Raw genomic sequence first — 23,531 nt, 5'->3', positions numbered from 1 at the left:
TTCCACGCGGGGATTACGGAAGCCTGACGTCACCCGGCCTGGAGCTTCGCGAGGGTGAGCACGTCGCCGCCGATGCCCCAGCCGCCGTCGGCGACCTCCTCGACCAGCACCATCGTGGTCGCGCGGGCGCGGTCGCCGTAGATCTCGGCGTAGAGCTCGGTGGTGCGGGTGACGAGCAGCGTTTTTTGTTCGGCGGTGAGTGTGCCGGCGGGGACCTTGAAATTGGCGAACGGCATGGTGGCGTCCTTCGGTATCGGCGCTTACTTGCTGACGTAACCGACGTTAACACGACGGCCGGATCGACGCTACCGCCTGTTTGATAACGACGATAACCCCTGGTAACGTCGCTGCCGTGGACTTGCGAACGCGGATTCTGGAAGCGGCCGCCGACCTGCTGTCGCGGTCGGCCGAGGCCGACTTCTCGACGCGGGCGGTCTGCGAGGCGGCCGGGGTCGGGGCGCCCGCGCTCTACCGGCAGTTCGGCGACAAAGAGGGCCTGATGTCCGCAGTCGTCGACCACGGGTTCGAGAAGTACCTCGCCGGGAAGCGGGCCGCGGAGGCGTCCGACGACCCCGTGCGCGACCTGCGGGACGGCTGGGACAACCACGTCGCGTTCGCGCTGGAGAACCCGAACTACTACCGGCTGATGTACTCCGGCCTGTCGACGCCGCCGAACGCCGCGGCCGAGGCGCACAGCCTCCTGCTCGAAGTGCTCGGGCGCTGCGCGGCCGCGGGACGGCTCGCGGTGGCACCGCCGGTCGCCGCGCGGATGGTCATGGCCGCCAACGCCGGGGTCGCGCTGTCGATGATCACCCGCCCGGCCCTCTACCCGGACACCGGGTTCTCGGTGCGCGTCCGGGAGAGCGTGTTCGCGGGCATCCTGGCCGGCGAACCGGCGGAGCCCGCCGGGGGAGTGGCCGCCACGGCGACGACGCTCGGCGCCCAGCTGCGCAAGGAAGCACCGGCCGGACTGTCCGCCGCCGAACTGACCCTGATGCAGGAGTGGCTGGAGCGCCTGGCCGAGTAGTCCACAATAGACACTGGCTGGACCCTGACCCGGACGGCGGCACCGGATGCGGCCATCCGGGTTGTCTTCGCCGGGTTCCGTTTCCCACGCGGCGACAATCCGGCAGCGGTGCGACCATGACCCCGGGGCCGGGCTCCGGCCGTGGGGAGGAGGCGCGATGCGCGACATCGCTCCGGAGCACACCAGTGGCGTCCTGGTCGTCGAAGTGGGCGGGGAGCTGGACATCGCGACGGTCGTCCGCTGGACGGCGGTGCTCGAAGCCGCGATCTGCGAACTGCCGGGCCCGCACCTGCTGGCGGTGGACCTCGGCGAGCTGGACTTCCTCTCGGCCCGCGGCGCGGCGGGCCTGCTGGAGGCGTTCGACCTCTGCCGCGACCGCGGCATCGACGGCTGCCTGATCGTCCCCCCGGACACGGCGGTCAACCGGGTGGTGCGCCTGAGCGGCCTCGACCGCCGGGTCCCGGTGTACCCGGACCGCCTGGCCGCGATCGCGGCCAGCCAGCCGGTGGAGATGCGCTGGCTGCAGGCCCAGTCCCGCTGACCGCCCGGTGTCAGGCCGGTTCGCGCACCAGGTCGGCTGCCGCTTCGGTGAACGCGCGGAGCCGGGCCGGTGACCAGGCCCGGCGCGTCGAGCGGGAGGCCGGCCGGCACGACGGCGACCGCCGGGTGCTACGCCGCATTGTCATCAAAAACGCTTGGCGCACCGGCGATCCCGCGGCGATCTTCGGCTGAGCTACTCGCCGCGCATCGAGCGGCGGATCTCGGCCAGCCTGTCCTTGGCCGCCTGGTCGCGGTCGGCGATCTTCTTGTCGAGGGCCTCGGTCGTGTTCTCCGTGCCCAGCCCGGCCACGTCCTGCGCGCCGAGCGACGTCGTGTACCGGCCTTCGATCTTGTCCCGGACGAAGTCGAAGCTGGGGACGCCGCCCTCGCTGTAGTCCGGGTCCGGCAGGGCCGGCGACGGCAGCGCGAGGGCGGCGGTGGGCGTCTCGTCGACGATCTCGCCGTCGACCACGGCCGGGTCGTCCCCGGGTTTGTCGTTCATCGTCACTCCTCGCGCAGCCGGTCTGTCACCGACCTTAGCGCCGGAGCGGTCAGTCGCGCCGGTGCTTGGCGGGCGCGGCCAGCGTGGCGCGGACCGCCCGCTCGACGAGGATCGGCACGAAGACGTGGATGCGGGCGTCGGCGAAGCGGGACCGCTCGCGCTCGACGAGGTTGTGGACGGAACTGCTGCTCACGGCCGTGTAGTCGTGGGCCAATCGGTCCTCCACCACCGACAGCTGCAGGTCCAGCTGCTCGGAGGCGATGGTGTCCAGCGTGGGCGTGCTCATGAAGGGCCTCCCTGTGTCGCGTGCCGGTGAAGTACCCGGCAAGACGACCTTGAGGTGAACTGAAGATGAACGACAGGTGCCGGTCCGGCAGTGGGTAATTCGGCCGTGTGCCGTCGCGGCGGGGTGGTGAATTCTCGACGCGGTAAGCCGCCTGCCGGAGGGAGCAGACCATGAGTGCCGGGGCGTACCACGCCGAAACGACGGAGATGGGGACGGTCGTCAAGGCGGTCGAAGACGTCGGGTCGTCGTTCCTGTCCACCACGCGCGACCTCGAAGGCCTGGTGCTGGACGCCATGTCGTTCGCCGGGATCGGCAGCGGTGTCGCCGCCGCGAACTCGGCGCTGCACTCGCAGCTCGGCAGCGCGCTGCAGAAGTTCCTCAGCCTGATCGGGAACGTCAACCAGAACGTCCAGACGGCCGCGAACGGCTACAACGCCGCGGACGCCGACGTCGCGCGGGGCTACGGCGGCGGTACCCAGACCGCGCAGGCGGCCACCGGCGGTGGCGGGGCGGCGGCCGGGGCGGCCCCGCCACAGCTCGACCCGCGGGTCGTCGACTCGATCATGGCGTCCGAAGGCGCCACGGGCGAGCAGGGCGGGGTGCCCGAGGCCTACGGCTTCCGGCAGAACATGCACAACGGCTACGACCGGATCATCGCCGCGCGCGAGCAGTACGGGCAGGGCAGCGCCGAGGAACGCGCCGTCGTCAGCGACCTGATGACCGCGAACGCCCGCACGGCGGGCGCGCTCAACTTCACCGACCCCGGCACGCAGGCCGCGATCATGTCCGGCGCGCACATGCGCGGGGCCGGCGGCGTCCGCGCGATCGTCAACCACATGGCGGGCGACGACATCGTGCGCAGCTCGGGCACGCTCAGCGACGCGGCCATCCAGCACGCGCAGGGCCTGACGCCCGAGCAGTTCCAGCAGGAGTTCCACGACGCCCGCATCGAGTACGACCGCCAGATCTACGGCGGCACGACCACCCACCAGGGTGGCCACACGGCGAACTGGTGGGACCGCTACGGCAACGGCCTGACCCAGCGCTACGACCGCGAGCAGAACGAGTTCCTCGGGCTGTCCCGGCCGCAGAACTGATCTCGGCGATTCGAAGATCGGAAAACTGGGCACCTCACCTCCTGTAGCCGAACGACAACGGGAGGCGCACGATGAACCGGAGGATGATCGCGGTACTGGGCGGGATCGCCGCCATGGCGGGCACGGTGACGCTCGCCGGGACGGCGGAAGCGGCTTCGACGCCGTGCAGTGCCGAAGCGAAAGCCTGCGTCCAGCGCAGTACGAACACGGCGTGGTTGACCGACGGCGCCGGGCACGTCACGCACGGCGGGGTCCCGATCACGGTCGGGCTCGCGAAGTACCCGACCCCGCTCGGGACGTTCCACGTGCAGTACAAGGACATCGACCACTACAGCAAGCAGTTCAACGGGCCGATGCCGTATTCGGTGTTCTTCACGAACACCGGGGTCGCGTTCCACCAGGGCAGCCTGAAGGCGAAGTCCCACGGGTGCGTGCACCTTTCGCACGCGGACGCGGTGACGTTCTACAACTCGCTGCACCCGGGTGACGTGGTCCAGGTCGTGGCCTGACCTGTTCCTCCACTGTGGAGCAGTCCACAGAGGACGGCGCCGAAGACCAGGTGGTCGAACACTTGCGGAACGCGGGGAAGCGTGCGCACCGCCGGGTAGGCTCTCGCGACGATCCCGAGATCGAGCGCCGCGACGGCCAGCCCGGCCACGGCACCGCGGGTGACGCCGAGTTCGCAGCGGCGGGCGGCGAAGGTCAGCACGACGGTCCAGAGGGCCGAGACACCGACGTGCGCGACCAGCCCGGCGGCAACGCCGGGCCGGTCGCGCCGCCCGGGTAACAGCGTCCCGGCCGCGCGTGTCGCGGCGAGGACGTCACCGTGCGTCAGCAAAGCGTGGGCGGTGGAGGGAATCCCGCTCACCACGGCGGCGATCACCCCCGCCCGGAACGCGCGCCTCACGACGCCGCGAGGTAGGCGGCGACCCGGATCCGCAGCCCGCGGACGTGGGGGAGCGCGATCGTGAACGCGGCGGCGGGGTGGTAACCCGGCAGCCGGTCGCCGTGCGTACACGGCCCGGCGAAGTAGACGAAGGCGTCTTCGTCGTCGTAGCGCCCCGGAGACCAGCGCGTCGCGTCCCCGGCCCGGCGATCCGGACATTCGGCGCGGGCGATCCAGTACGCGTGGTGCTTCATCACCTTGGCCAGCTGAACGGCGAACCCGGCGAGATCGGCTTCCGGCAGCCCGAACCCGTGCGCGCTCCACACCCGGGGCGTGCGGTAGTCGTCCCCGACGAGGTGGCCGAACGTGACGGACCCGCCCGCGTACACCCGGGTCCAGCGAGCGTTTTCCGTTGCCACGGCGAAAGATCCGGGCCACCCGCCCCGGCCGCCGGCGATCTCCAGCGTCATGAGGGAACGATAGTCGATCAAGCCGTGATCGACACCGCCGCGCGGGTTGCGTTCGCTGCTCCGCCCGGCCCAGTCAGAGCCGGATGGGCTTCTTGTTCATGAACTCCTCGATGCCCAGCGGGCCCAGCTCGCGGCCGATGCCCGAGCGCTTGATCCCGCCGAACGGGAGGTCCGCCTCCGAGCCGCCCGACTTGTTCAGGTAGACCATGCCCGCCTCGATCGCGCGGGCCACCCGGGTCGCGCGGGCGCGGTCGGTGCCGAAGACGCTCGCGCCCAGGCCGAACGGGGTGTCGTTGGCCAGGGCGATCGCCTCCTCCTCGGTCTCCGCGCGGAACACCAGGACCACCGGGCCGAAGATCTCCTCGTGGTAGGCCGCCATTTCCGGCGTCACGTCGGTGAGGACCGTGGCCTCCAGGTACGCGCCCGGGCCGGGGACGCGGTGGCCGCCCGCGCGCAGGGTCGCGCCTTCGCGGATCGCCGTCTCGACCTGGGCGGCCACCTCGTCCGCCGCCGCGATCGAGGCCAGCGGGGGCAGCGTCGTCGCCGGGTCCGCCGGGTCGCCCGGCACGAAGTACTCCGTGACGCGCTTGGCCAGCCGGTCGACGAACTCGTCGTAGAGCTCGCTCAGCACGATCATCCGCTTGGGCGCGTTGCACGACTGGCCGCAGTTGCGCATCCGGGCGGTCGCGGTGACCTTCACCGTCTCGTCCAGGTCGTCGGTGTCCAGCACGATCAGCGGGTCGGACCCGCCCAGCTCCAGGACGCACTTCTTGAGGTTCCGCCCGGCCTCGGCCGCCACCGAGATCCCGGCCTGCTCGCTGCCGGTCAGCGAGACGCCCTGGATGCGCGGGTCGGCGAGCATCCACGGCACCTGCCTGCTGGAGGCGAAGACGTTCACGTAGGCGTCTTCGGGCACGCCGGCGTCGCGCAGCACCCGCTCGATCGCCTCGGCCGAGCGCGGGCAGATCGACGCGTGCTTGAGCAGGATCGTGTTGCCCAGCACCAGGTTCGGCGCGACGAACCGCGCGACCTGGTAGCACGGGAAGTTCCACGGCATGACGCCGAGCAGCGCGCCGATCGGCTCCTTGGTGAGCACGGCCTCGCCGCCGCGGATCGGCAGCGGCTCGTCCGCGAGCAGGTCCGGGCCGCGTTCGCCGTAGTACCGGAAGATGTCGACGACCACGCCCACCTCGCCGCGGCCCTCGTTGATCCGCTTCCCCATTTCGAGGGTCATGATCGCGGCCAGCTCGTCGGCCCGTTCGGCGAACAGCTCCGCGGCCCGCAGCACGATCGCGGCCCGCTCGGTGACGGGACGGCGCCGCCACGCCTGGTATCCGCCGTGCACGCGGCCGATCGCGGCGCGCACCTCGTCGTCGGTCGCGTTCGGGATTTCCTCGACCAGCTCACCCGTCGCGGGGTCGGTGACTGAGTACATGCCGACAGCGTAGCCTACAGGATACTGTATACACTAGCCTTCTTCGCGGAGGTGGGCGGGGAACAGGGCCAAGTCTCACCGTTCCCCACCCACGACCGGGGTTGCTACGGGATGATGCCCCGCGACGCCAGCGCGTCCGCCAGGCGCTCGCGCAGTTCCTGCGCCGTGGCCTGGACGTCGATCTCCGCCGGGGGTGAGAGCACCTTCGAGATCACCGTCGACAGGTTCTGGTACGCCGGGGTCAGGGGGCGGACCGCCGCGTCCGTCAGCGCCGCCTGGATGTCGCCCTTCATCGGGTACTGGTCGGCCATCGTCGGGTTTTCCTTCGGGTCACCCGGTTTCGCCGGGTCGAGCGGGGCCGTGTCGCGGTAGATCGACGCGAGGCTCGGCGGGATGCCGTCGACCAGGGCCTGGTACTTCTGGCTCGACGCGTTGCGCAGGCACAGCGCCGCTTCGAACGCCTCCGGCTTGTGCTGCGAGTACGTGCTGACCGCCAGGTTGAACCCGCCGATCGTCACCCGGCTCGCCTGGCCCGGCACCACCGACGGGTACCGCGTCCACTTGAAGTGGCTCAGCTCTTGCGGCTTCTCCTTGGCGTAGGAGGCGTACACGAACGGCCAGTTCAGCTCGGTCGCCGCCTGCCCGCGCTGGAACGCCTGCCGGATCTCGTCCTCTTTCTGGTTCGTCAGCGACGGGTCGGTGATCCCCGCGGTGGTGAGCCGCTTGAGCAGCTCGAGGGCCTTCACCGCGCCGTCGTCCATCACCACGGACTTGCCGTCGTCGGACAGGATGTGCCCGCCCGCCGACGCCACCAGTGTGTTGTAGAAGACGACCAGCCCTTCGTACTGCGCGCCGGTGAACACGACCTGGTACGGCTTCCCGGCCGCCTTCAGCTGCTGCGCCTGCTCCATCAGCTGGTCGAACGTGGTGGGCGGGGTCGGCGTGATCCGGTCGTCGTACCAGAGCAGCTGGACGTTCGTGTTCTTCGTGGCGCCGTAGAGCTTTCCGTTCCACTTGGCCGTGGCCAGCGGGCCGGGCAGGACGTCGCGGGTGGCGGCCGCGGCGTCGGCGCCGGTCCACTCCTGCGCCCAGCCCGCCTCGGCGAACTCGGGCACCCACGTGACGTCGAGGCCGAGCACGTCCAGCGACGTGTCTCCCGCGGCGAGCCGGCGCACCATCTGCTCGCGCTGGCCGTCCGCCCCGCGCGGCAGTTTGTTGTAGACGATCTTGTAGCGGCCGCCGGCCTCCTGCGTGCACTTGTCGACCACGGTCTGGAGGTGGTCCTCCGGCGAGATGTAGAGGTTGATCGTCGTGCCCGAGCTCCCGGAGCACGCGACCAGCGCGGTGCTCGCCAGGAGTGCGGCACCCACGACGGGGAGGATCTGGCGCATGTCGGCCTCCTTGCCGGACAGGCCACGCTGATTGCAAGCGCTTGCAGCGATGATTATCCTCGATCAAGGTGGGTGTCAATCCGCCAACCGCGAGTGAATGCAAGCGCTTGCAACGCCGGGGGTGGGGGAATGCCGGACAAGCTCGACGACGTCGCCCGGCTCGCCGGCGTCTCCGCGGCGACCGTTTCGCGGGCGCTGCGGGGCGTGCGGGGAGTCGCCGAAGGCACGCGGACGCGGGTGCTGGCGGCCGCCGCGGAGCTCGGTTACGCGGTCTCGCCCGCCGCGTCGAGCCTGGCCACGGGCCGGACCGGCACGGTCGGCGTGATCGTGCCGTACGTCGATCGCTGGTACTTCTCGCGGATCATCTCGGGGGTCGAGCGGGTGCTGCGTGAAGCCGGGATCAGCCTGCTGCTCTACAACCTCGGTGACGACGCGGGCCGCGCCCGGTTCTTCGCCGACCTCCCGCTGCGCCGCCGCGTCGACGCGGTGCTCGTGCTTTCCCTGCCGCTTTCCGAGGCCGAACGCGCTCTGCTGCTGAGCCTCGGCGCGCCGCTCGTCACGGTCGGCACCGAGGAACCCGGCGCGGACTCCGTCGGGATCGACGACCACGGCGCGGCGGTGACCGCGATGCGCCACCTGGTGCAGCTCGGGCACCGCGAAATCGGGTTCATCGGCGAAACCGCGCCGGTGCCGCTCGGGTTCGCGACGCCGCTGCGCCGGCTGGCGGCCTACCGCGAGGTCTACCACGCGGTGTGCCGGGAGGACGGCCGCGTGCCGGAGGCCGGCTTCGAGACCGGCGGCGGGTTCACCGTCGCCGGCGGGGAACAGGCGATGGGCACCCTGCTCGGCCTGCCCCGGCGCCCGAGTGCCGTGTTCGCGGCGTCCGACGAGATGGCCTTCGGGGCGCTGCGGGCCCTTCGGCGGGCCGGGTTGCGGGTGCCCCAGGACGTCTCGGTGCTCGGGTTCGACGACCACGACCTGGCCGGCCTGCTCGAGCTGAGCACCGTCGCGCAGCCGGTGGCCGAGCTCGGCGAGCACGCCGGACGGCGGCTGCTCGCGCGATTGTCCGAGGGAAAAATCCTGACATCCCCGGCGATTCTACGGACAAGACTAGTCCTTCGCGGCAGTACCGCCCCGCCGACGACGCGTTGACCTGCGCTTTCTCCGGCGTTGCTCTGTTCGGTCGATTGCGGCCGAGTCGATCAAAGGGTCAAATAATCGCCGACAAGGATTAATCGCCGTGAGGAGCTGGCTGTGCACTGGGGGTCCGTGCTCGAAGAAGGCGGGGCGGGCATGGTCCGTCCGTACTTCCGCACCCACGGGAGGACGCGGCCGACGCGAGATCTCCCGGTCGAGACATTGGTCTCGACCACTCCGCGGGGCCGGGCGGTGGTGCGGGGGAGTTCGCGGGAGGAATCGGAGATCTGCGCCCTGCTGCGCACGTCCCAGTCGGTCGCCGAAGTCGCCGCCCTGCGCCGGATTCCGCTGGGGGTGGCGCGGGTCCTGCTGTCCGACCTCGCCGACCGCGGCCTGGTCGCGGTGCACACGGCCCGGATGACCTCGGGCAACCGGCCGAGCCTCGACCTGATGCACCGGATCCTGCGGGGCCTCAGCGCGTTGTGACCCGTCGCGGGATGATCGATCCGTGACGCTCATCGCCATCGAAGAACACTGGTTCACGCCGGAGCTGACGGCCGCCCTCGACGGTCGCGACGAAAGCCTCGCCTTCAACGAGCGCGACGGCAACCAGGAACGACTGCGGGACCTGGGTGCCAGCCGGGTCGCGATGCTGGACGAGCAGGGCATCGACGTGTCGATCGTCGCCCTGGCGCCACCCGGGACCCAGCCGCTGCCGCCCGGGGACGCCCTGCGCCTGAGCCGCGCCGCCAACGACGTCGCCGCGGCGGCCGTCGAAGACCGTCCGTCGCGGTTGCGGGCGCTGTCCACGCTGCCCCTGTCGTCCCCGCCGGACGTCGCGGGGGAGCTGGAACGCGCCGCGGGGCTGGGGCACGTGGGCACCATGGTCTACGGCCGCTCGGGTGACGTCTTCCTCGACGACCCGGCCTACGACGGGTTCTTCGCCGCCGCGGCGCGGCTCGGGCAGCCGGTGTTCATCCACCCCCAGCTGCCGTCGGCCGCCGTCCGGGACGCGTCGTACCGCGGTTTCGACCCCGCGACCGAGCTCGCCCTCGCGACCTACGGCTGGGGCTGGCACCTGGACACCGCGACCGCGGCCCTGCGGCTGATCCTGCGCGGCACCTTCGACCGGCACCCCGAGCTGCAGGTCGTGCTCGGCCACTGGGGCGAGATGCTGCTGTTCTGGCTGGACCGGGCCGAGAGCGCGGGCCGCGCCGCCGGCCTGCCGCGGCCGATCGCCGACTACCTGCGGTCGAACTTCCACATCACCTGCTCGGGCATGTTCAACCCGGCGCTGCTGCGGCACGCCCTGTCGGTGGTCCCCGTCGACCGGTTGCTCTTCTCGACCGACTACCCCTACCTGCGGCCGGGCCGGGCCGAGATCGACACCTTCCTCGGGCACTTCGAGTCCGATGTGGACCGGCGGAAGTTCGCGTCGGGCAACGCGGAACGCCTGTTCGGCCTCAGCGCGCGGTGAACTCGCGGATCAGCCGCGCGAACTCGGCCGGCCGGTCCAGCGGCAGCAGCGTGTAGCTGTCCGCCACCTCGACGAGCTCTCCCTTGGGCAGCAACACCGCCAAGCGCTTCCCGTGGTCCAGGGGCATCACGCGGTCCTCGCTCGCCCAGGCGACCAGCACCGGGCGGTCGAACGAGGGCAGGCGCTCGGTCGGCTCCAGCAGGAAGCCCGGGTCCGCGCCGGCCGCGCGCAGCATCCGCACGGTGTCGCGGCGGATCGCCGCGTCGGCCAGCAGCGGGCGCACCCACTCGGCGGTCGTCGCGTCACCGCGCTTGGTCAACCAGCCGAACGCGATCGGCAGCCGGCGGACCGCGCGCAGGCGCATCTGCTGCATGAACGCCCCGAACAGGCCGGGGGACAGCTTGCCCGTCGCCACCAGCGTCTTGCCGGTGAGTCCGGGCGGGAAGTTGTCGAAGGCCTCGCACGAGCCGAGTACGACGCGGCCGACCCGGGACGCGCCGTCCGCCATCAGCAGCTGGACCAGCGCGCCGCCGGTGTCGACGCCGACGAGTGTCACGTCGCGCAGGTCCAGCCGGGAGAGGAACTCGCCCAGCAGCCGGGCGATCCCGGGCAGCGACAGGTCGGCGTCCTCGCGCATCGGGTGCCGGTGCGCGCCCAGCGGCAGCGTCGGGACGACGCAGCGGTGGCCGTCGGCCAGGTCCGCGACCGGGCCGTCCCACAGCGAGCCGGTCATCAGCAGGCCGTGGACCAGGACGACGACCGGACCCGGCCCGCCGGTGTCGGTGTACTCGACGGTTCCCGCGGACAGTTCGACCTGCATGCCGGCCTCCCAGTGACGTCTCCCTGACAGAAGTGAACCACGCGGTTCGCAAACTGTCGAGGAACCTCAGCCGGCCGCTTCCTCCCGTTCGACCGCGCGCAGCAGCGCCGCGAACCCGGCTTCCGCGCCGGAGCCGTCTTCGCTGGTCAGCAGGTCCACCAGGAACCCGCGCAGGGTCGCCAGGATCATCTCCGCGACCTCGTGTTTGCGCTGGTCGGTCCAGTGCGGCGGGCAGAACGACACGAGCGTCGGCAGGTACTGCTGCGACGCGCCCCGGCCGAGGGCGGCGTACCGGCCCGGGTCGTACATCGCCAGGCCCATCGCCTGGTCGAGCACCCGCCGCAGCTGCGATTCCTCGTCGCGCAGGCTGTGCCACGCGGCCCGGACGCGGGCGGTGAGCGTGGCCGCCTCGGCGGTGCCCGCCGCCAGCGCGTTGCCGATCCGGCGTTCGCGCAGGGTGACGACCGCCTGGCGGAGCAGGTCTTCGGTGCCGTCGAAGTGGTAGAGCAGCACCTTGTGCGTCGTCCCGGCCGCGCGCGCGGCCCGCCGGAGCGAGAAGTCGACGAGGCCGTTCTCCGCGACGTCGTCGGTCACCTTGTCCAGCAGTTCCCGGCGCCGGGCCTCCCCGCGCGGCGATCCGGCCGATCGCCGGTAGCCGGCTCGTTCCCCGGTAGCGTTGTCCACGCGAGACAGCTTGGCACGGGGAGGGGACGTTCATGCGGGTGCTGGTGACCGGGGGCAACGCCGGGATCGGCTACTTCGCCGCCGAGCAGCTGGCCTCGGCCGGCGCGGAGGTGGTGATCGGCAGCCGTGACCCGGCGAAGGCGGAAGCCGCGCGGTCCGCCATCCGTTCGCAGGTCTCCGGGGCGAAGGTCGAGTACGTCCGGCTCGACCTCGCCGACCTGGCCTCGCTCGAGGATCTCGACCCGGGCGAGCTCGACGCCGTGGTCTGCAACGCCGGGGTCATGCTCGACCACCCGCCGCGGCGCACGACGGCCGACGGCCACGAAATGATGTTCGGCACCAACCACCTCGGCCACTTCGCGCTCGTGGCGCACCTGCTGCCGAAGCTCACCCCGGAGGGCCGGATCGTCACCACCGGCAGCTTCGCGGCGAAGTCGTCGAGCCTCGACTTCGCCGATCTCCAGGGCGAGCGCGATTACCAGCCGAAACGCGCGTACGAGCGGTCTAAGCTGGCCCAGATGCTGTTCGCGGTGGAGCTCGACCGGCGGCTGCGGGCCGCGGGATCGACCCGGCTGAGCGTGCTTGCGCACCCGGGCGGCGCGCTCGACTCGCTGACGCCGTCCCGGCCACCCGTGCACGTCCGCACCGCCGGCCAGTGGCTGCGCGGGCTCCCGGCCCGGGTGGTGCTGCAGGGCAAGGACGCCGGCGCGCGCCCCGCCGTCCGCGCGGTGCTCGGCCCGGACGTCGCGGGCGGGCAGCTGTGGGGACCGCGGACGTTCGGCCTGCGTGGCCGGCCCCGGCTCGAACCACGCTGGGCGAACCTGACCGAAGACGCCTCCGCGTCGCGGTTGTGGGCGGAAAGCGTCACGCTGACCGGGCTGGACCCGCTGGGCTGACCGTGCGACCTGCACAGTCCTGACGCTCCGGATGTGCACATCGCACGGTGACGTCTCCGGGAGGGCTGCTTACGGTTCGGGCAACCGTTCCCCAGCCCGGAGAAGGAGGTCGGCGTGGCCTCAACAGTTGGTGTCGACGACTATGCCCTGACCAGAGTGCCGGACCACGCCCGATACTCGTGGTGGTCGGTCGCGGTCCAGCGGTTCGGCCAGGTTTCCGCTCTGTCCCAGTTCCTGCTCGGAGCCACCGTCGGCTTCGGGATGGGCTTCTGGCCGGCGGTACTGGCCTTCACCCTCGGCTCGGTCATCCTCGAGCTCATCACCATCCTCGTCGGCGTCATCGGCGTCCGCGAGGGCCTCTCGACGTCCATGATCGCCCGCTGGACCGGCTTCGGCCGCGGCGGCTCGGCGCTCATCGGGCTCGCCATCGGGATCAGCCTCATCGGCTGGTTCGGCATCCAGTCCGCGGTCTCCGCGCAGGGGCTCGTCGCGCTCATCGGCGGCCTGCCGGAGTGGGGCTGGGCGCTCGTGTTCGGCCTGCTCGTCACCGCGATCGTGGTGCGCGGCTTCCACTCCATGGCCTGGACGGCGTACCTGACCGTCCCGGCGTTCCTCGTCCTGGTGGGCTGGTCGGTCATCTCGGAGCTCACCCGCCACGACGTCGGCGCGCTCGTCTCCTCGGCCCCGCCCGGGCCGGCACTGAGCCTGCTGCAGGGCACCACCCTGGTGGCCGGCGGGTTCATCGTCGGTGCGGTGATCACCCCGGACATGACCCGCTTCAACCGGTCCACTTCGGACGTCGTCAAGCAGACGCTCGTCGGGATCACCCTCGGCGAGTACGTCATCGGCCTGTCCGGTGTGCTGCTCGCGCACGCCGTCGGCTCGGCCGGGATCACGACGATCGTGACGTCGTCGGTCGGCTGGATCGGGCTGCTGATCGTCATCGCGGGCACGATGAAGATCAACGACTGGAACCTGTACTCCTCCGGGCTCGGCGTCGTGAACTTCATCGGCACGGTGTCCGGCCGCAAGGCCCACCGCGGGCTCGTCACGGCCGCGCTCGGCCTGGCCGGCAGTGTGCTCGCCGCGGCCGGGATCCTGGCGAAGTTCACCGACTTCCTCACCGTGCTGGGCGTCGCGTTCCCGCCGATCGCCGGGATCATGGTCGCCGAGTACTTCGTGGTGAAGAAGTGGCGCGGTGACCTGGAATCGGCCCGGGCGCGCGGCACCCTGCCCGACGACGCGCCGCTGTGGGTGCCCGCGACGATCGTCGTCTGGATCGCCGCGGCGCTCTTCGGCGAGTTCGTCGCATGGGGCCTGCCGAGCATCAACTCGCTCGTCGTGGCCTTCGTCCTGTACGTCGTCGCCGGGAAGCTCGGCCTCGTGCGGGGGTTCGGCAGCAGCCGGACCGCCGAGGCCGCTCCCGCCGTCCAGACCGCTTAAGGAGAATCTTCGTGCGCATCGGCATCGACGTCGGCGGCACCAACACGGACGCCGTCCTGCTCGACGGGCACCAAGTGCTCGCCTCGGTCAAGACCAGCACGACCGCGGACGTCACCTCGGGCATCGTGGCCGCGATCGACGGCCTGCAGCGGCAGCGCGCGTTCGACCCGGCGGCGGTGCGGGCGGTGATGATCGGTACCACGCACTTCATCAACGCCCTGGTGGAGGCGCACCGGCTGGCGCCGACCGCGGCCGTGCGGCTCAGCCTGCCCGCCGGGGCGTCGCTGCCGCCGATGGTCGACTGGCCGCAACGGCTCGTCGACGCCGTGTCGGGGCGCAGCTACCTCGTCCACGGTGGACACGAGTTCGACGGCCGCCACATCGCGGAGCTCGACGAGAGCGAGCTGCGCAAGGCCGCCGACGACATGGGGGCGGCCGGGGTGCGCAGCGTCGCGATCACCTCGGTCTTCTCCCCGGTCAACGCCGAGTTCGAGACCCGCGCGGCCGAGATCATCGGCGCGCAGCTGCCCGACGTCGCGATCTCGCTGTCCCACGAGATCGGCCGGATCGGTTTGCTGGAACGGGAAAACGCGACGGTGATCAACGCGGCGCTGCGCGAGCTGGCCGCGCACATCGTCGACGGGCTGGCCGCGTCGGTCACCGGCGCGGGCATCACCGCGCCGCTGTACCTGAGCCAGAACGACGGCACGCTGATGGACGTCGGCTTCGCCCGCCGCTACCCGGTCGCGACCTTCGCCTCCGGGCCGACCAACTCGATGCGCGGTGCCGCCGTGCTGTCCGGTTTGGACACCTGCGCGGTGGTCGACGTCGGCGGTACGACTTCGGACGTCGGAGTGCTGCGGCAGGGTTTCCCGCGCGAGGCGACGACCGACGTGAGCGTCGCCGGGATCCGCACCAACTTCCGGATGCCGGACGTCCTGTCGATCGGCCTCGGCGGTGGCAGCCGGGTGCGCGGGAACGTCACCGTGGGCCCGGATTCGGTCGGCTACGAGCTGACGTCGAAGGCCCTGGTCTTCGGCGGGGACACGCTCACCGCGACCGACATCGCGGTCGCCGCCGGCCGTGCGGAGATCGGGGACGCGTCGCTGGTCGCCCACCTCGACCGCGCGCTGGTCCGGGCCGCGCTGGACAAGATCGCCGCCGACGTGTCCGATGTGGTCGAACGGATGCGGACGTCCGCGGAGCCGCTGCCGGTGGTGGCGGTCGGCGGTGGTTCGGTGCTGCTGCCGGACGAGCTGGCCGGCTGCGGTGCGGTGCACCGGCCGGAGAACTACGCCGTGGCCAACGCGATCGGCGCGGCCATCGCGCAGATCGGCGGTGAGGTCGACCGCGTCTACGTGATCGAACCCGGTCGTCGCGAGTCCGTTGTGGACGAAGCCAAGCAGGAGGCCGTCGACCGGGCGGTCGCCGCGGGCGCGTCGCCGGCGTCGGTCGGCATCGTCGACTTCGACGAGGTACCCATCCCGTACCTGCCCGGCAACGCCACGCGCATCCGCGTCAAGGCCGTCGGCGACCTGCAGCTGGGGGCGTGATGCGCGAGATCACCGAAGCGGACCTGGCCGACATCGCGCGCGGCGCGGCGATCCTCGGCACCGGCGGCGGGGGCGACCCGTACATCGGCCGGCTGCTGGCCACGTCGGCGGTCCGGACGCACGGTTCGGTCCCGCTGGTTCCCCTGGCGGAGCTGGACGACGACGCCGTCGTGCTGCCCGTGGCGATGATGGGCGCGCCGACCGTGATGGTCGAGAAGCTGCCCTCGGCCGAGCAGGTGGGCCTCGCCGCGCGCACGCTGGCCGGGTACCTCGGCAAGGAGCTGACGCACATCGCGTGCGCCGAGGCGGGCGGCGTCAACTCGCTGATCCCGGTCGTCGCGGCCGCGCAGCTGGGCCTGCCGCTGGTCGACGCCGACGGCATGGGCCGCGCGTTCCCGGAACTGCAAATGGTTTTGCCGACATTGTACGGAATCCGCGCGACGCCGATGTCCATCGCGGACGAGAAGGGCAACCGCGGCGTACTGGACACAGTGGACAACCACTGGGCCGAGCGGCTGGCCCGGTCGGCGACCATCGACATGGGCTGCTCGGCGATGATCAGCAACTACGCCATGTCCGGCACCCAGGCGCGCGAGGCGCTGGTGCCGGGCACGCTCAGCCTGTGCGCCGAGCTGGGTGCCCTGGTGCGGTCCGCGCGCGAAGCGCACGCCGACCCCGTCGCGAAGGTCGTCGAGCGGCTCGGCGGCCGGCGGCTGTTCAGCGGCAAGGTCGTCGACGTCGCCCGCCGGACCGTCACCGGCTTCGCCCGCGGCGAGGCCCGGCTGTCCGGGATGGACGGTGACACCGGCGCGGAACTGGTGCTGCGCTTCCAGAACGAGCACCTGGTCGCCGAGCGCGACAGCGTCGTCGAGGCGTCGGTGCCGGACCTGATCTGCACGCTGGAACGCGAGTCCGGCGAGGCCGTGACGACCGAGGGCCTGCGCTACGGCCAGCGCGTCACGGTCATCGCGGCACCCGCCGACCCGCGCTGGCACACGCCGGAGGGCCTCGCGCTGGCCGGGCCGCGGTACTTCGGGTACGACATCGACCCGATCGGGGTGGCCGGGTGAGCTGGACCCTGACCGAGGACGACCTGCCCGACCTCGCCCGCGGCGCCGCCGTGCTCGGCACCGGCGGGGGCGGCGACCCGTACGTCGGGCGGCTGCTCGTGCGCGAGGCGATCCGCGCGCACGGGCCGGTCACGATCCTCGACCCGTCCGAAGTGGACGAGGAGGCACTGGTGATCCCGACCGCGCAGATGGGCGCGCCGACCGTGGTGCACGAGAAGCTGCCCAGCGGAGCGGAACCGGTGCTGGCGTTGCGGACGCTGGAGCAGCACCTCGGCCGCCGGGCCGACGCCACCATGCCGATCGAGTGCGGCGGCATCAACTCGATGATCCCGCTGCTCGTCGGCGCGCGGCTCGGCCTGCCGGTGGTCGACGCCGACGGCATGGGCCGCGCGTTCCCCGAACTGCAGATGGAGACGTTCGGGGTCTACGGCGTCCCCGGCTCGCCGATGGCGATCGGCGGTGAACGGGGCGAGACGACGATCATCGACACCGGCGCCGACAACCGGCGGATGGAGTGGCTGGCACGCGGCGTCACCGTCCGGCTCGGTGGTGTCGCGCACATCGCCGAGTACGCGATGAGCGGCGCCGACGTCAAGCGGACCGCCGTTCCGCAAACGCTTTCCCTGGCCCTGACCGTGGGCCGGACGATCCGGGAGGCACGGGCCCGGAACGAGGATCCGGTCGCGCGCCTGGCTGAGGCTCTCACCGAGACGCCGTACCAGCACCTGCGCGTGCTGTTCCGCGGCAAGGTGTCCGATGTGGAGCGCCGCACGGAGGAGGGGTTCGCCCGGGGCCGCGCGGCGGCCGTCTCGTTCGACGGTGCGAGCAAGCTGGAGATCCTGTTCCAGAACGAGAACCTCCTCGCCACTGTGGACGGCGAGGTGCGCTGCCTGGTGCCGGACCTGATCTGCGTGCTCGAGGCGTCCACGGCCGAGCCGATCACCACCGAGACCCTGCGTTACGGCCAGCGCGTCACCGTGGTCGGCATCTCGACCCCGCCCCTGATGCGCACGCCCGAGGCGCTGGACACGTTCGGCCCGGGCGCCTTCGGGCTGCCGCACCCCTTCACCCCCGTCGAGGAGATCGCGTGAGCAGCCTGGAAGACCGGACCGTGGTCGTCATCGGCGGCGGCTCGGGCATCGGCCTGGAGGTCGCCCGGCGAGCGGCCCTCGACGGCGCCAAGGTGCACCTCGGCGGGCGCACGTCGTCGAAGCTCGCGGCCGCGGCCGAGCCGCTCGGCGCCACCTGGCAGGTCGTCGACAGCACCGACCAGGACTCCCTGGCCGCGTTCTTCGGCGCGCTCGACCGCGTCGACCACCTGTTCACGCCCGGCGCGTCCTATGTGGTCGGACCGCTGCGCGAACTGAGCGACGAGGACGCGGCCAGCCCGTTCGAGACGAAGTTCTGGGGCCAGTACCACGCCGTGAAGCACGCGGTGCCCCGGTTGTCCGCGGACGCGTCGATCGTGCTGATGTCCGGCGCGGCGAGCGTCCGGCCACCCGGGGCGGCGCCCGCCTACGTCGCCTGCAACGCGGCGATCGAAGGCCTCGGGCGCGGGCTCGCGGTGGAGCTGGCCCCGGTCCGGGTGAACGTCGTCGCGCCGGGCACGATCGACGGCAACCTCTGGGCCGGGCGGCCGGCCGCGGTGCGGGAGGCGAGCTTCGCGCAGTACTCGCGCGACACGCTGTTGCACCGCGTCGGCCGCGAGTCCGAAGTGGCCGACGCGGTGCTGTACCTGTTCGGCAACAGCTACACGACCGGGTCGACGCTCTATCCCGACGGAGGCTACGCGCTGCGCTGAGGGCGGCTAATGTGGTCGTCCATGCGCATCACGGCCGGTGACGTGCCCGCTCTCGAACGCGGCGCCGCCCTGCTCGGCTCCGGTGGTGGCGGCGACACCGCCACCAGCGCCCTCCTGCTGCGCCGGCAGCTGGAGCGTGGTCCCGAGCCGGACGTGTGGTCCCTGCGCGAGCTGTCGCCGACGGCCTGGGTGGTGCCGGTCGGCGTGGTCGGCGCGACGGCCGCGTTCACCGAGAAGCTGCCGAGCGGCGACGAGTTCGCCTCCGCCGTGGCGGCCGTCGAACGCTGGACCGGCGAGCGCGCCGACGCGGTGATGTCCATCGAGATCGGCGGCCTCAACGGGCTCATGCCGCTGGTGGTGGCCGGGCAGCTCGGGCTGTCCTACGTGGACGCCGACCTGTCCGGGCGTGGCCTGCCCCGGCTCGACCAGCTGGCGGTCGCCGCGGCCGGCCGCGGGGTCGCGCCCGCCGCGCTGGCGGAACAGGGCGGGCACGTCATGGTGCTGGCGGCCGGTTCGGACGTGATGGTCGAGCGCAGCGCCCGGGCGTTCGTCGCCGGTTCCGGCGGCTGGGCGGCCCTCGCGCTCGCGCCGATCCCGGCCGGTGAGCTGGCGGCGTGCTCGATACCGGGGACCACCAGCGCCGCGCTGGCGCTCGGCCGCCGCGTGCTCGCCGCGGGGGAGAGCCCCGCGCGGACGGCCCTCGAAGAGGCGTTGGACGGTGCGGTGCTGGCCCGCGGCCGGGTCCTCGAGGTGGCGCGGCACGTCGGTCCGGGCCCCCACGGCAGCCCGGGGTTCGGCCGGGGCAGCGTCACACTCGCCGACCACGACGGCGGCGACCTGCTGCGGCTGGAGATGGAGAACGAGTACCTCCTAGCGTTGCGCGACGGCGTTCCGGTCGCCTCCACCCCGGACGTCCTGTCGGTGCTGGACCACCGCACCGGGGTGCCGGTGCAGTGCGACACGATCCGCGTCGGCCTGGAGGTCGACGTCGTGCGCCTGGCCGCGGCTCCCTTCTGGACCGACCCGCGGCGGCTGCCGGTGCTGCAGCCGCGCGCGTACGGGATCGACTGCGATCCGGTGGGGGTCCGGTGAGCCTGCGGCGGGTGCTCGCGTCGCCGTCCTGGGCCGAGCACGTCCGCCTGCTCGCCGGCGCCGCGGGCCTCGACCGTCCACTCGCGACGGTTCAGGCCACTTTGGACGCCTCCCACGAACCGGTGCCGGACGAGCTGGTCGTCGTCGTCCGGCCGGTCGCCGGGATCGATTGGCAGATCGACGCCCTGCTGCGCCGGTGCGCCGACGCCGGGGCCACCGCTGTGCTGCTGCCGGGCACCGAGCCGCTCGCCGCGTCGCGGTTGCTCGCCGACCGGCTGGCCGTGCCGCTGCTGACCACCGGCGCGTCACCGCTGGACCTCGTCGTGGCGGCCCGGCTGCTGCTCGCGGCGCCGGAACTGGCCCGGGCGGACCTCCTGCTGGCCACGCACCGCGCCCTCGGCGACCGGCCGCGCCCGCCCGAGGACGTCGTCGCGGTGCTGCGGCGGCTGCTGCGCTCCCCGGTCGCGGTGCTCGACGACCGCGGCGCACCGTTGGCCGGTGAGCTCGCCGAAGCCGGGCGCGTCCGGCTCGGCGAGCCGGTGCCGCAGCGGATCGACCTCGACGACGGGGTGCTGCTCGCGCACCCGGTCCTGCTGCAGCGACCCGCCCTGTGGCTGACCGTCGAGCTGCGGGGCACCGAGGCCGCCCGCGCCGACGTCGTGCCGCCCGCGCTCGCCGTGGCGGCCGGGGTCCTGCAGCGCTGGCTGCTCGCCAACCGCCTCGAGCTGGAACGCGACGCGCGCTCGCGCACGGCGTTGCTCGGCGACCTGCTGCGCCTCGACTCCGAGCCCGGCGCCGACCTGCGCCGCCGGGTCGCCGACGCGGGCTGGCGGCTCGGCGGCTGGCACGTCGGGCTGCACATCGGCGTCCCCGCGGCGGTCGACACCGTGGCCCGCACCCAGGAGGTCGTGCGGGCGCTACGGGCCGAGGACGTCGAGGCGGTGGTGGTCGAGCACGGTGACGGCTGGACCGGCTGGGTCACGTTCGACCAGGAGCCGACCGCGGAGCGGGTGCGGTCGCTGGCGAGCCGGTTGCAGGCCGCCCACCGGGCGCTGCGGCTCGGGGCGCACATGGGGGTGGGGCGGCCGCACCCGCGTCCGGACGGCCTGGCCGCGACGGTCGCCGAGGCGAGTGACGCGTCGCGGCTGGCCGCGACCCGCCCGGAGACCGGGCACTTCCTGCACGTCGACCAGCTCGGCATGGCCCAGCTGCTGCTGGAGTGGACCCGCACGGACACGTTCGAACCCGCGGCCCGCGCGCTGGTCGCGCCCTTGAAGGACGCGCCGGGAGACCTGGTGCGGACGCTCGCGTCCTATTTGGACGCCGAATCGTCGATCGCGGAGACGGCGACGGTCCTCGGCGTGCACCGCAACACCGTGGCGGCCCGGATCGCGCGGATCGAGCAGCTGCTGGGCGTGGACCTGTCCCGCCCGGACGAGCGGCTGGCGCTGCACCTGGCCTCGCGCGCGGTGATCCTGTCCGGCCCGTGACCGGCGGGGCGCCTTCCGGCGCCCCCGCCGGGTGGGGCTAGCCGTCGTCCCCGCCGCCGGTGACGTTGCCGATGCTGGCCGGCACGCCCTTGATCAGGTCGACGACGGTCTTGCCGGCCAGGCCGGACTTGCCGAACCACGGGTCGGTCATGACCTTGATCGCCGACTCGAACTTCTCGGCGCCCTCCTTGCCGAAGACCTTGCCCAGCTCGTGCACGGAGAAGTTGCTGATCTCGTCGAACTTCTGCATGATCTCCGGCGTCACACCGTCCATCTTGGACAGTTTGTCCCGGATGACGTTGGTCATCTGGTCGGTGAACGGCTTGTGCGGCGTCGGCGCCGGGGTGGCCGCCGGGTCGGGCGTGGCCGACGACGGTGCCGGGTCCGGCTTGGGCGGCGCGGGATCCGGCTTGGGCGGCGCCGGGTCCGGGGTGGTCGACGACGAGGACGGCGTGGTGTCGGGCTTCGGCGGTGCGGGTTCGGGTTTCGGTGTTGCAGGTGGTGGTGGTGGTGGTGTCGGGTCCGGGGTGGCGGAAGACGGTGCCGGGTCCGGCTTCGGCGGCGCGGGTTCGGGTTTCGGCGCTGCCGGAGGTGGTGTGGGTGTCGGGTCCGGGGTGGCGGAAGACGGTGTGGTGTCGGGCTTTGGCGGTGCGGGTTCGGGTTTCGGTGTTGCCGGTGGCGGTGTGGGTGTCGGGTCCGGGGTGGCCGAGGACGGTGTGGTGTCGGGCTTGGGCGGCGCCGGGTCGGGTTTCGGCGGTGCCGGCGTCGGGTCCGGGGTCGCCGAAGACGGCGTCGTGTCCGGCTTGGGCGGTGCCGGGTCGGGCTTCGGCGGTGCCGGTGTCGGGTCCGGGGTGGCCGAGGACGGTGTGGTGTCCGGCTTCGGCGTGGTCGGCGCGGGGTCGGGCTTGGGCGCGGCCGGCGGGGGTGTCGTGCTGCTGTCGCCCGGTTTCGGCGGGGCCGGCGTCGCGTCCGGCTTCGGCAGCGGTGTCGCGGGCGGCTTCGGGGCAGGCGTCGGCGTCAGGCTGCTGGCCGGGGGCTTCGCCCCGGCCAGCTCGTCGCCCGCCTTGCCCATCTTCGCCAGCGCCGCCACCAGGTCGCCCAGCTTCTTGGCCAGCTCGATGAGCTTGGTGCCGATCTTGCCCAGCGCCGTGGCCACCGTGCCGATCGTCGTGCCGACGAAGATCGCGATCGACGCGCCGAACGTCACCGGGGCCAGCGCCGCCGCGATCAGGGCACCCTTGACGATCGTCGCCAGGAGCATCGCGATCAGGTCGCGGAAGATGCCGCGGAACGCGCCGACGATGCCGCCGGCGATCTTCATGTTCTTGCCGGCCTGGTCCAGGTACCAGCCGAGCGAGCTCAGCTGCTCGGTGACCGCGTCCATGTCCTTCTTGAACGCGTCGGCCGCCTTGCCGGACCAGTCCTTCAGCAGCGTGTCGAGCGCCGTCTGGTGGTCCTGCGACCACTGTTCCAGCTTCTTCTTCTCGGCCGTGAGCGCCTCGCTGGCCGCCGCGATGCCGATCGGGTCGCCCATCAGGATGTCCAGCGGCCACCGCAGGATCGTGATGTGCTCGATGAGCCAGCCGATCCCGGCGGTCAGCAGGCTGCCGATCGGGTCCAGCACGAGACCGATGGTCTCCAGCGCCATGCCCGCCGAGCCGATGCCGATCGCGACCTTGTCGTTGTCCTTGACGGCCTTGTCCAGGCCCACCGCGGCCTCGAAGAACCCGGCCCCGGCGGACGCGTTGTCGCTGTTGAAGAGCTCGCCGCCGTGGAGGCTGACGTCCTTGCTCTGGTAGTCGTCGGCCACTATTCGAACCTCACGATCGAGTCGACGGCGTCGTCTTCGCCCGCCTTGTAGCGCTTCGCCGCCTCCGCGACCTTGTCGGCGAACTCGCCGATGGTCTTCGCGTAGTCCCCGAACTGGTGGTGGGCCTTGTCGGTCCACGTGCTCGCGCCCGCGGCCATCAGCTGGCACGCCGGGTTGATGCCGAACATGCCGGGGTCGCAGGTCATGCCACCGACCAGGTCCGCGGTGCTCTTGAGGTTGCTCTCGAGTTCGTCGAGGTGCTGGCCGAACTTCGCCAGCGGCTCGGAGTCGACCCGGAAGCCGCCGCCGCTCACCAGGGGTTCGATTCGTCGTCGAGGGTGTCGTCGGCCGCGGGACGGCGACGCGGGGCAGGCCCGGCGGGCGGCGGCCCCGGCGGCCGCGGCGGTGCCGGCGGCGGGGTCGCGGCGGGCGGCGGGGTCCGTTCGGGCTCGGCGTTCTCCGGCGCGGCGAAGTCCCCGTCCGGCGGCGGGTCCGGCGGCAGGAAGGACCGGACCATGTCGGTGGATTCACTGTCGCCGTTGATGGTGGCGAAGGAGTCGGCGACGCTGCGGGCGGTCTGGCGCTGCGCGTCCCGCACCGCGCCCATGATCGCCGCGGTCAACC

Annotated in this window: 26 protein-coding genes and 1 pseudogene; 15 read left to right on the top strand and 12 right to left on the bottom strand. The window is 72.4% G+C overall.

Features of this window, described 5'->3' with window-relative positions:
- Nucleotides 1-29: 29 nt before the first annotated feature.
- Entirely contained in the window at nucleotides 30-236 is a 207-nt protein-coding gene (locus ACGFMK_RS22440; RefSeq protein ID WP_392766269.1) for a 4-oxalocrotonate tautomerase family protein, read from the bottom strand.
- Nucleotides 237-352: 116 nt separating this feature from the next.
- On the opposite strand from ACGFMK_RS22440, the gene ACGFMK_RS22435 reads away from it, so the two are divergent.
- The gene (locus tag ACGFMK_RS22435) at nucleotides 353-1,027 is read left to right on the top strand and encodes a TetR/AcrR family transcriptional regulator (protein ID WP_392766267.1); all 675 of its coding nucleotides are present in this window, start codon (nucleotides 353-355) and stop codon (nucleotides 1,025-1,027) included.
- Between the two features lie 157 nt (nucleotides 1,028-1,184).
- Complete coding sequence (locus ACGFMK_RS22430) at nucleotides 1,185-1,568, top strand: anti-sigma factor antagonist (protein ID WP_392766265.1); 384 nt, start codon at nucleotides 1,185-1,187, stop codon at nucleotides 1,566-1,568.
- Nucleotides 1,569-1,760: 192 nt separating this feature from the next.
- Here the strand turns inward: ACGFMK_RS22430 and ACGFMK_RS22425 are convergent, their stop codons facing one another.
- On the bottom strand, nucleotides 1,761-2,069 hold the full coding sequence (locus tag ACGFMK_RS22425) for a hypothetical protein (protein ID WP_392766262.1): 309 nt from the start codon (nucleotides 2,067-2,069) through the stop codon (nucleotides 1,761-1,763).
- Between the two features lie 49 nt (nucleotides 2,070-2,118).
- Nucleotides 2,119-2,355 (bottom strand): three-helix bundle dimerization domain-containing protein, encoded by a 237-nt coding sequence (locus tag ACGFMK_RS22420; RefSeq protein WP_392766259.1) that lies wholly within the window; start codon nucleotides 2,353-2,355, stop codon nucleotides 2,119-2,121.
- Nucleotides 2,356-2,525: 170 nt separating this feature from the next.
- Here ACGFMK_RS22420 and ACGFMK_RS22415 point away from each other — a divergent pair, with 170 nt between their 5' ends.
- Both ACGFMK_RS22415 and ACGFMK_RS22410 read left to right on the top strand, forming a co-directional pair.
- The gene (locus ACGFMK_RS22415) at nucleotides 2,526-3,452 is read left to right on the top strand and encodes a hypothetical protein (protein ID WP_392766257.1); all 927 of its coding nucleotides are present in this window, start codon (nucleotides 2,526-2,528) and stop codon (nucleotides 3,450-3,452) included.
- 71 nt (nucleotides 3,453-3,523) lie between these two features.
- Entirely contained in the window at nucleotides 3,524-3,961 is a 438-nt protein-coding gene (locus ACGFMK_RS22410; RefSeq protein ID WP_392766255.1) for a L,D-transpeptidase, read from the top strand.
- Here ACGFMK_RS22410 and ACGFMK_RS22405 read toward each other — a convergent pair.
- The 4 genes from ACGFMK_RS22405 to ACGFMK_RS22390 all read right to left on the bottom strand — a co-directional run bounded on the left by ACGFMK_RS22405 (nucleotide 3,916) and on the right by ACGFMK_RS22390 (nucleotide 7,634).
- Nucleotides 3,916-4,359, bottom strand: a complete 444-nt coding sequence (locus tag ACGFMK_RS22405; protein ID WP_392766252.1) for a hypothetical protein — start codon at nucleotides 4,357-4,359, stop codon at nucleotides 3,916-3,918. The genes ACGFMK_RS22410 and ACGFMK_RS22405 overlap by 46 nt on opposite strands.
- Complete coding sequence (locus ACGFMK_RS22400) at nucleotides 4,356-4,808, bottom strand: hypothetical protein (RefSeq protein WP_392766249.1); 453 nt, start codon at nucleotides 4,806-4,808, stop codon at nucleotides 4,356-4,358. The genes ACGFMK_RS22405 and ACGFMK_RS22400 overlap by 4 nt, the downstream gene beginning before the upstream one ends.
- 73 nt (nucleotides 4,809-4,881) lie before the next feature.
- Nucleotides 4,882-6,243 (bottom strand): NAD-dependent succinate-semialdehyde dehydrogenase, encoded by a 1,362-nt coding sequence (locus tag ACGFMK_RS22395; protein WP_392766246.1) that lies wholly within the window; start codon nucleotides 6,241-6,243, stop codon nucleotides 4,882-4,884.
- 104 nt (nucleotides 6,244-6,347) lie between these two features.
- Nucleotides 6,348-7,634, bottom strand: coding sequence for an ABC transporter substrate-binding protein (locus ACGFMK_RS22390; RefSeq protein WP_392766243.1), 1,287 nt, complete (start codon nucleotides 7,632-7,634; stop codon nucleotides 6,348-6,350).
- A 129-nt stretch (nucleotides 7,635-7,763) separates the two neighbouring features.
- Between ACGFMK_RS22390 and ACGFMK_RS22385 the strand changes: the two genes are divergently transcribed.
- The 3 genes from ACGFMK_RS22385 to ACGFMK_RS22375 all read left to right on the top strand — a co-directional run bounded on the left by ACGFMK_RS22385 (nucleotide 7,764) and on the right by ACGFMK_RS22375 (nucleotide 10,248).
- Nucleotides 7,764-8,786: a LacI family DNA-binding transcriptional regulator gene (locus ACGFMK_RS22385; protein WP_392766240.1), complete on the top strand. Its 1,023-nt coding sequence runs from the start codon at nucleotides 7,764-7,766 to the stop codon at nucleotides 8,784-8,786.
- Between the two features lie 102 nt (nucleotides 8,787-8,888).
- Nucleotides 8,889-9,257, top strand: coding sequence for a DUF742 domain-containing protein (locus ACGFMK_RS22380; protein ID WP_323326007.1), 369 nt, complete (start codon nucleotides 8,889-8,891; stop codon nucleotides 9,255-9,257).
- 22 nt (nucleotides 9,258-9,279) lie between these two features.
- Nucleotides 9,280-10,248: an amidohydrolase family protein gene (locus tag ACGFMK_RS22375; RefSeq protein ID WP_392766237.1), complete on the top strand. Its 969-nt coding sequence runs from the start codon at nucleotides 9,280-9,282 to the stop codon at nucleotides 10,246-10,248.
- Here ACGFMK_RS22375 and ACGFMK_RS22370 read toward each other — a convergent pair.
- Together ACGFMK_RS22370 and ACGFMK_RS22365 are read right to left on the bottom strand one after the other, a co-directional pair.
- Complete coding sequence (locus ACGFMK_RS22370) at nucleotides 10,235-11,068, bottom strand: alpha/beta fold hydrolase (RefSeq protein WP_392766234.1); 834 nt, start codon at nucleotides 11,066-11,068, stop codon at nucleotides 10,235-10,237. The genes ACGFMK_RS22375 and ACGFMK_RS22370 overlap by 14 nt on opposite strands.
- 66 nt (nucleotides 11,069-11,134) lie before the next feature.
- Nucleotides 11,135-11,752, bottom strand: coding sequence for a TetR/AcrR family transcriptional regulator (locus ACGFMK_RS22365; protein WP_392766231.1), 618 nt, complete (start codon nucleotides 11,750-11,752; stop codon nucleotides 11,135-11,137).
- Between the two features lie 32 nt (nucleotides 11,753-11,784).
- On the opposite strand from ACGFMK_RS22365, the gene ACGFMK_RS22360 reads away from it, so the two are divergent.
- The 8 genes from ACGFMK_RS22360 to ACGFMK_RS22325 all read left to right on the top strand — a co-directional run bounded on the left by ACGFMK_RS22360 (nucleotide 11,785) and on the right by ACGFMK_RS22325 (nucleotide 21,097).
- Nucleotides 11,785-12,648: an SDR family NAD(P)-dependent oxidoreductase gene (locus ACGFMK_RS22360; RefSeq protein ID WP_392766229.1), complete on the top strand. Its 864-nt coding sequence runs from the start codon at nucleotides 11,785-11,787 to the stop codon at nucleotides 12,646-12,648.
- A gap of 114 nt (nucleotides 12,649-12,762) precedes the next feature.
- Complete coding sequence (locus tag ACGFMK_RS22355; RefSeq protein ID WP_392766226.1) at nucleotides 12,763-14,091, top strand: purine-cytosine permease family protein; 1,329 nt, start codon at nucleotides 12,763-12,765, stop codon at nucleotides 14,089-14,091.
- A gap of 11 nt (nucleotides 14,092-14,102) precedes the next feature.
- Nucleotides 14,103-15,644 carry a hydantoinase/oxoprolinase N-terminal domain-containing protein gene (locus tag ACGFMK_RS22350; protein ID WP_392766223.1) on the top strand — a complete coding sequence of 514 codons (1,542 nt, stop codon included), beginning with the start codon at nucleotides 14,103-14,105 and terminating at the stop codon, nucleotides 15,642-15,644.
- Nucleotides 15,644-16,714 carry a DUF917 domain-containing protein gene (locus tag ACGFMK_RS22345; RefSeq protein WP_392766220.1) on the top strand — a complete coding sequence of 357 codons (1,071 nt, stop codon included), beginning with the start codon at nucleotides 15,644-15,646 and terminating at the stop codon, nucleotides 16,712-16,714. The genes ACGFMK_RS22350 and ACGFMK_RS22345 overlap by 1 nt, the downstream gene beginning before the upstream one ends.
- On the top strand, nucleotides 16,711-17,805 hold the full coding sequence (locus ACGFMK_RS22340; protein WP_392766217.1) for a DUF917 domain-containing protein: 1,095 nt from the start codon (nucleotides 16,711-16,713) through the stop codon (nucleotides 17,803-17,805). Before ACGFMK_RS22345 ends, ACGFMK_RS22340 begins: the two co-directional genes overlap by 4 nt.
- On the top strand, nucleotides 17,802-18,515 hold the full coding sequence (locus ACGFMK_RS22335) for an SDR family oxidoreductase (protein WP_392766215.1): 714 nt from the start codon (nucleotides 17,802-17,804) through the stop codon (nucleotides 18,513-18,515). The genes ACGFMK_RS22340 and ACGFMK_RS22335 overlap by 4 nt, the downstream gene beginning before the upstream one ends.
- A gap of 21 nt (nucleotides 18,516-18,536) precedes the next feature.
- A complete protein-coding gene (locus ACGFMK_RS22330; protein WP_392766212.1) occupies nucleotides 18,537-19,607 on the top strand; it encodes a DUF917 domain-containing protein in 1,071 nt (356 codons plus the stop codon).
- Complete coding sequence (locus ACGFMK_RS22325) at nucleotides 19,604-21,097, top strand: helix-turn-helix domain-containing protein (RefSeq protein ID WP_392766209.1); 1,494 nt, start codon at nucleotides 19,604-19,606, stop codon at nucleotides 21,095-21,097. The genes ACGFMK_RS22330 and ACGFMK_RS22325 overlap by 4 nt, the downstream gene beginning before the upstream one ends.
- A 37-nt stretch (nucleotides 21,098-21,134) precedes the next feature.
- Here the strand turns inward: ACGFMK_RS22325 and ACGFMK_RS22320 are convergent, their stop codons facing one another.
- The 3 genes and pseudogenes from ACGFMK_RS22320 to ACGFMK_RS22310 all read right to left on the bottom strand — a co-directional run.
- A complete protein-coding gene (locus tag ACGFMK_RS22320; protein ID WP_392766206.1) occupies nucleotides 21,135-22,907 on the bottom strand; it encodes a WXG100 family type VII secretion target in 1,773 nt (590 codons plus the stop codon).
- Nucleotides 22,907-23,221, bottom strand: a complete 315-nt coding sequence (locus tag ACGFMK_RS22315; RefSeq protein ID WP_392766204.1) for a hypothetical protein — start codon at nucleotides 23,219-23,221, stop codon at nucleotides 22,907-22,909. Before ACGFMK_RS22315 ends, ACGFMK_RS22320 begins: the two co-directional genes overlap by 1 nt.
- Nucleotides 23,218-23,531, bottom strand: a pseudogene (locus tag ACGFMK_RS22310) (YbaB/EbfC family DNA-binding protein); the annotation flags it as partial. The gene ACGFMK_RS22315 and the pseudogene ACGFMK_RS22310, both read right to left, overlap by 4 nt.

The organism is Amycolatopsis sp. NPDC049252, from assembly GCF_043197175.1.
Taxonomy (GTDB): Bacteria; Actinomycetota; Actinomycetes; order Mycobacteriales; family Pseudonocardiaceae; genus Amycolatopsis.
The sequence above is the reverse complement of the archived record's forward strand: the minus strand, read 5'-3'. Positions and strand labels throughout refer to the sequence as shown.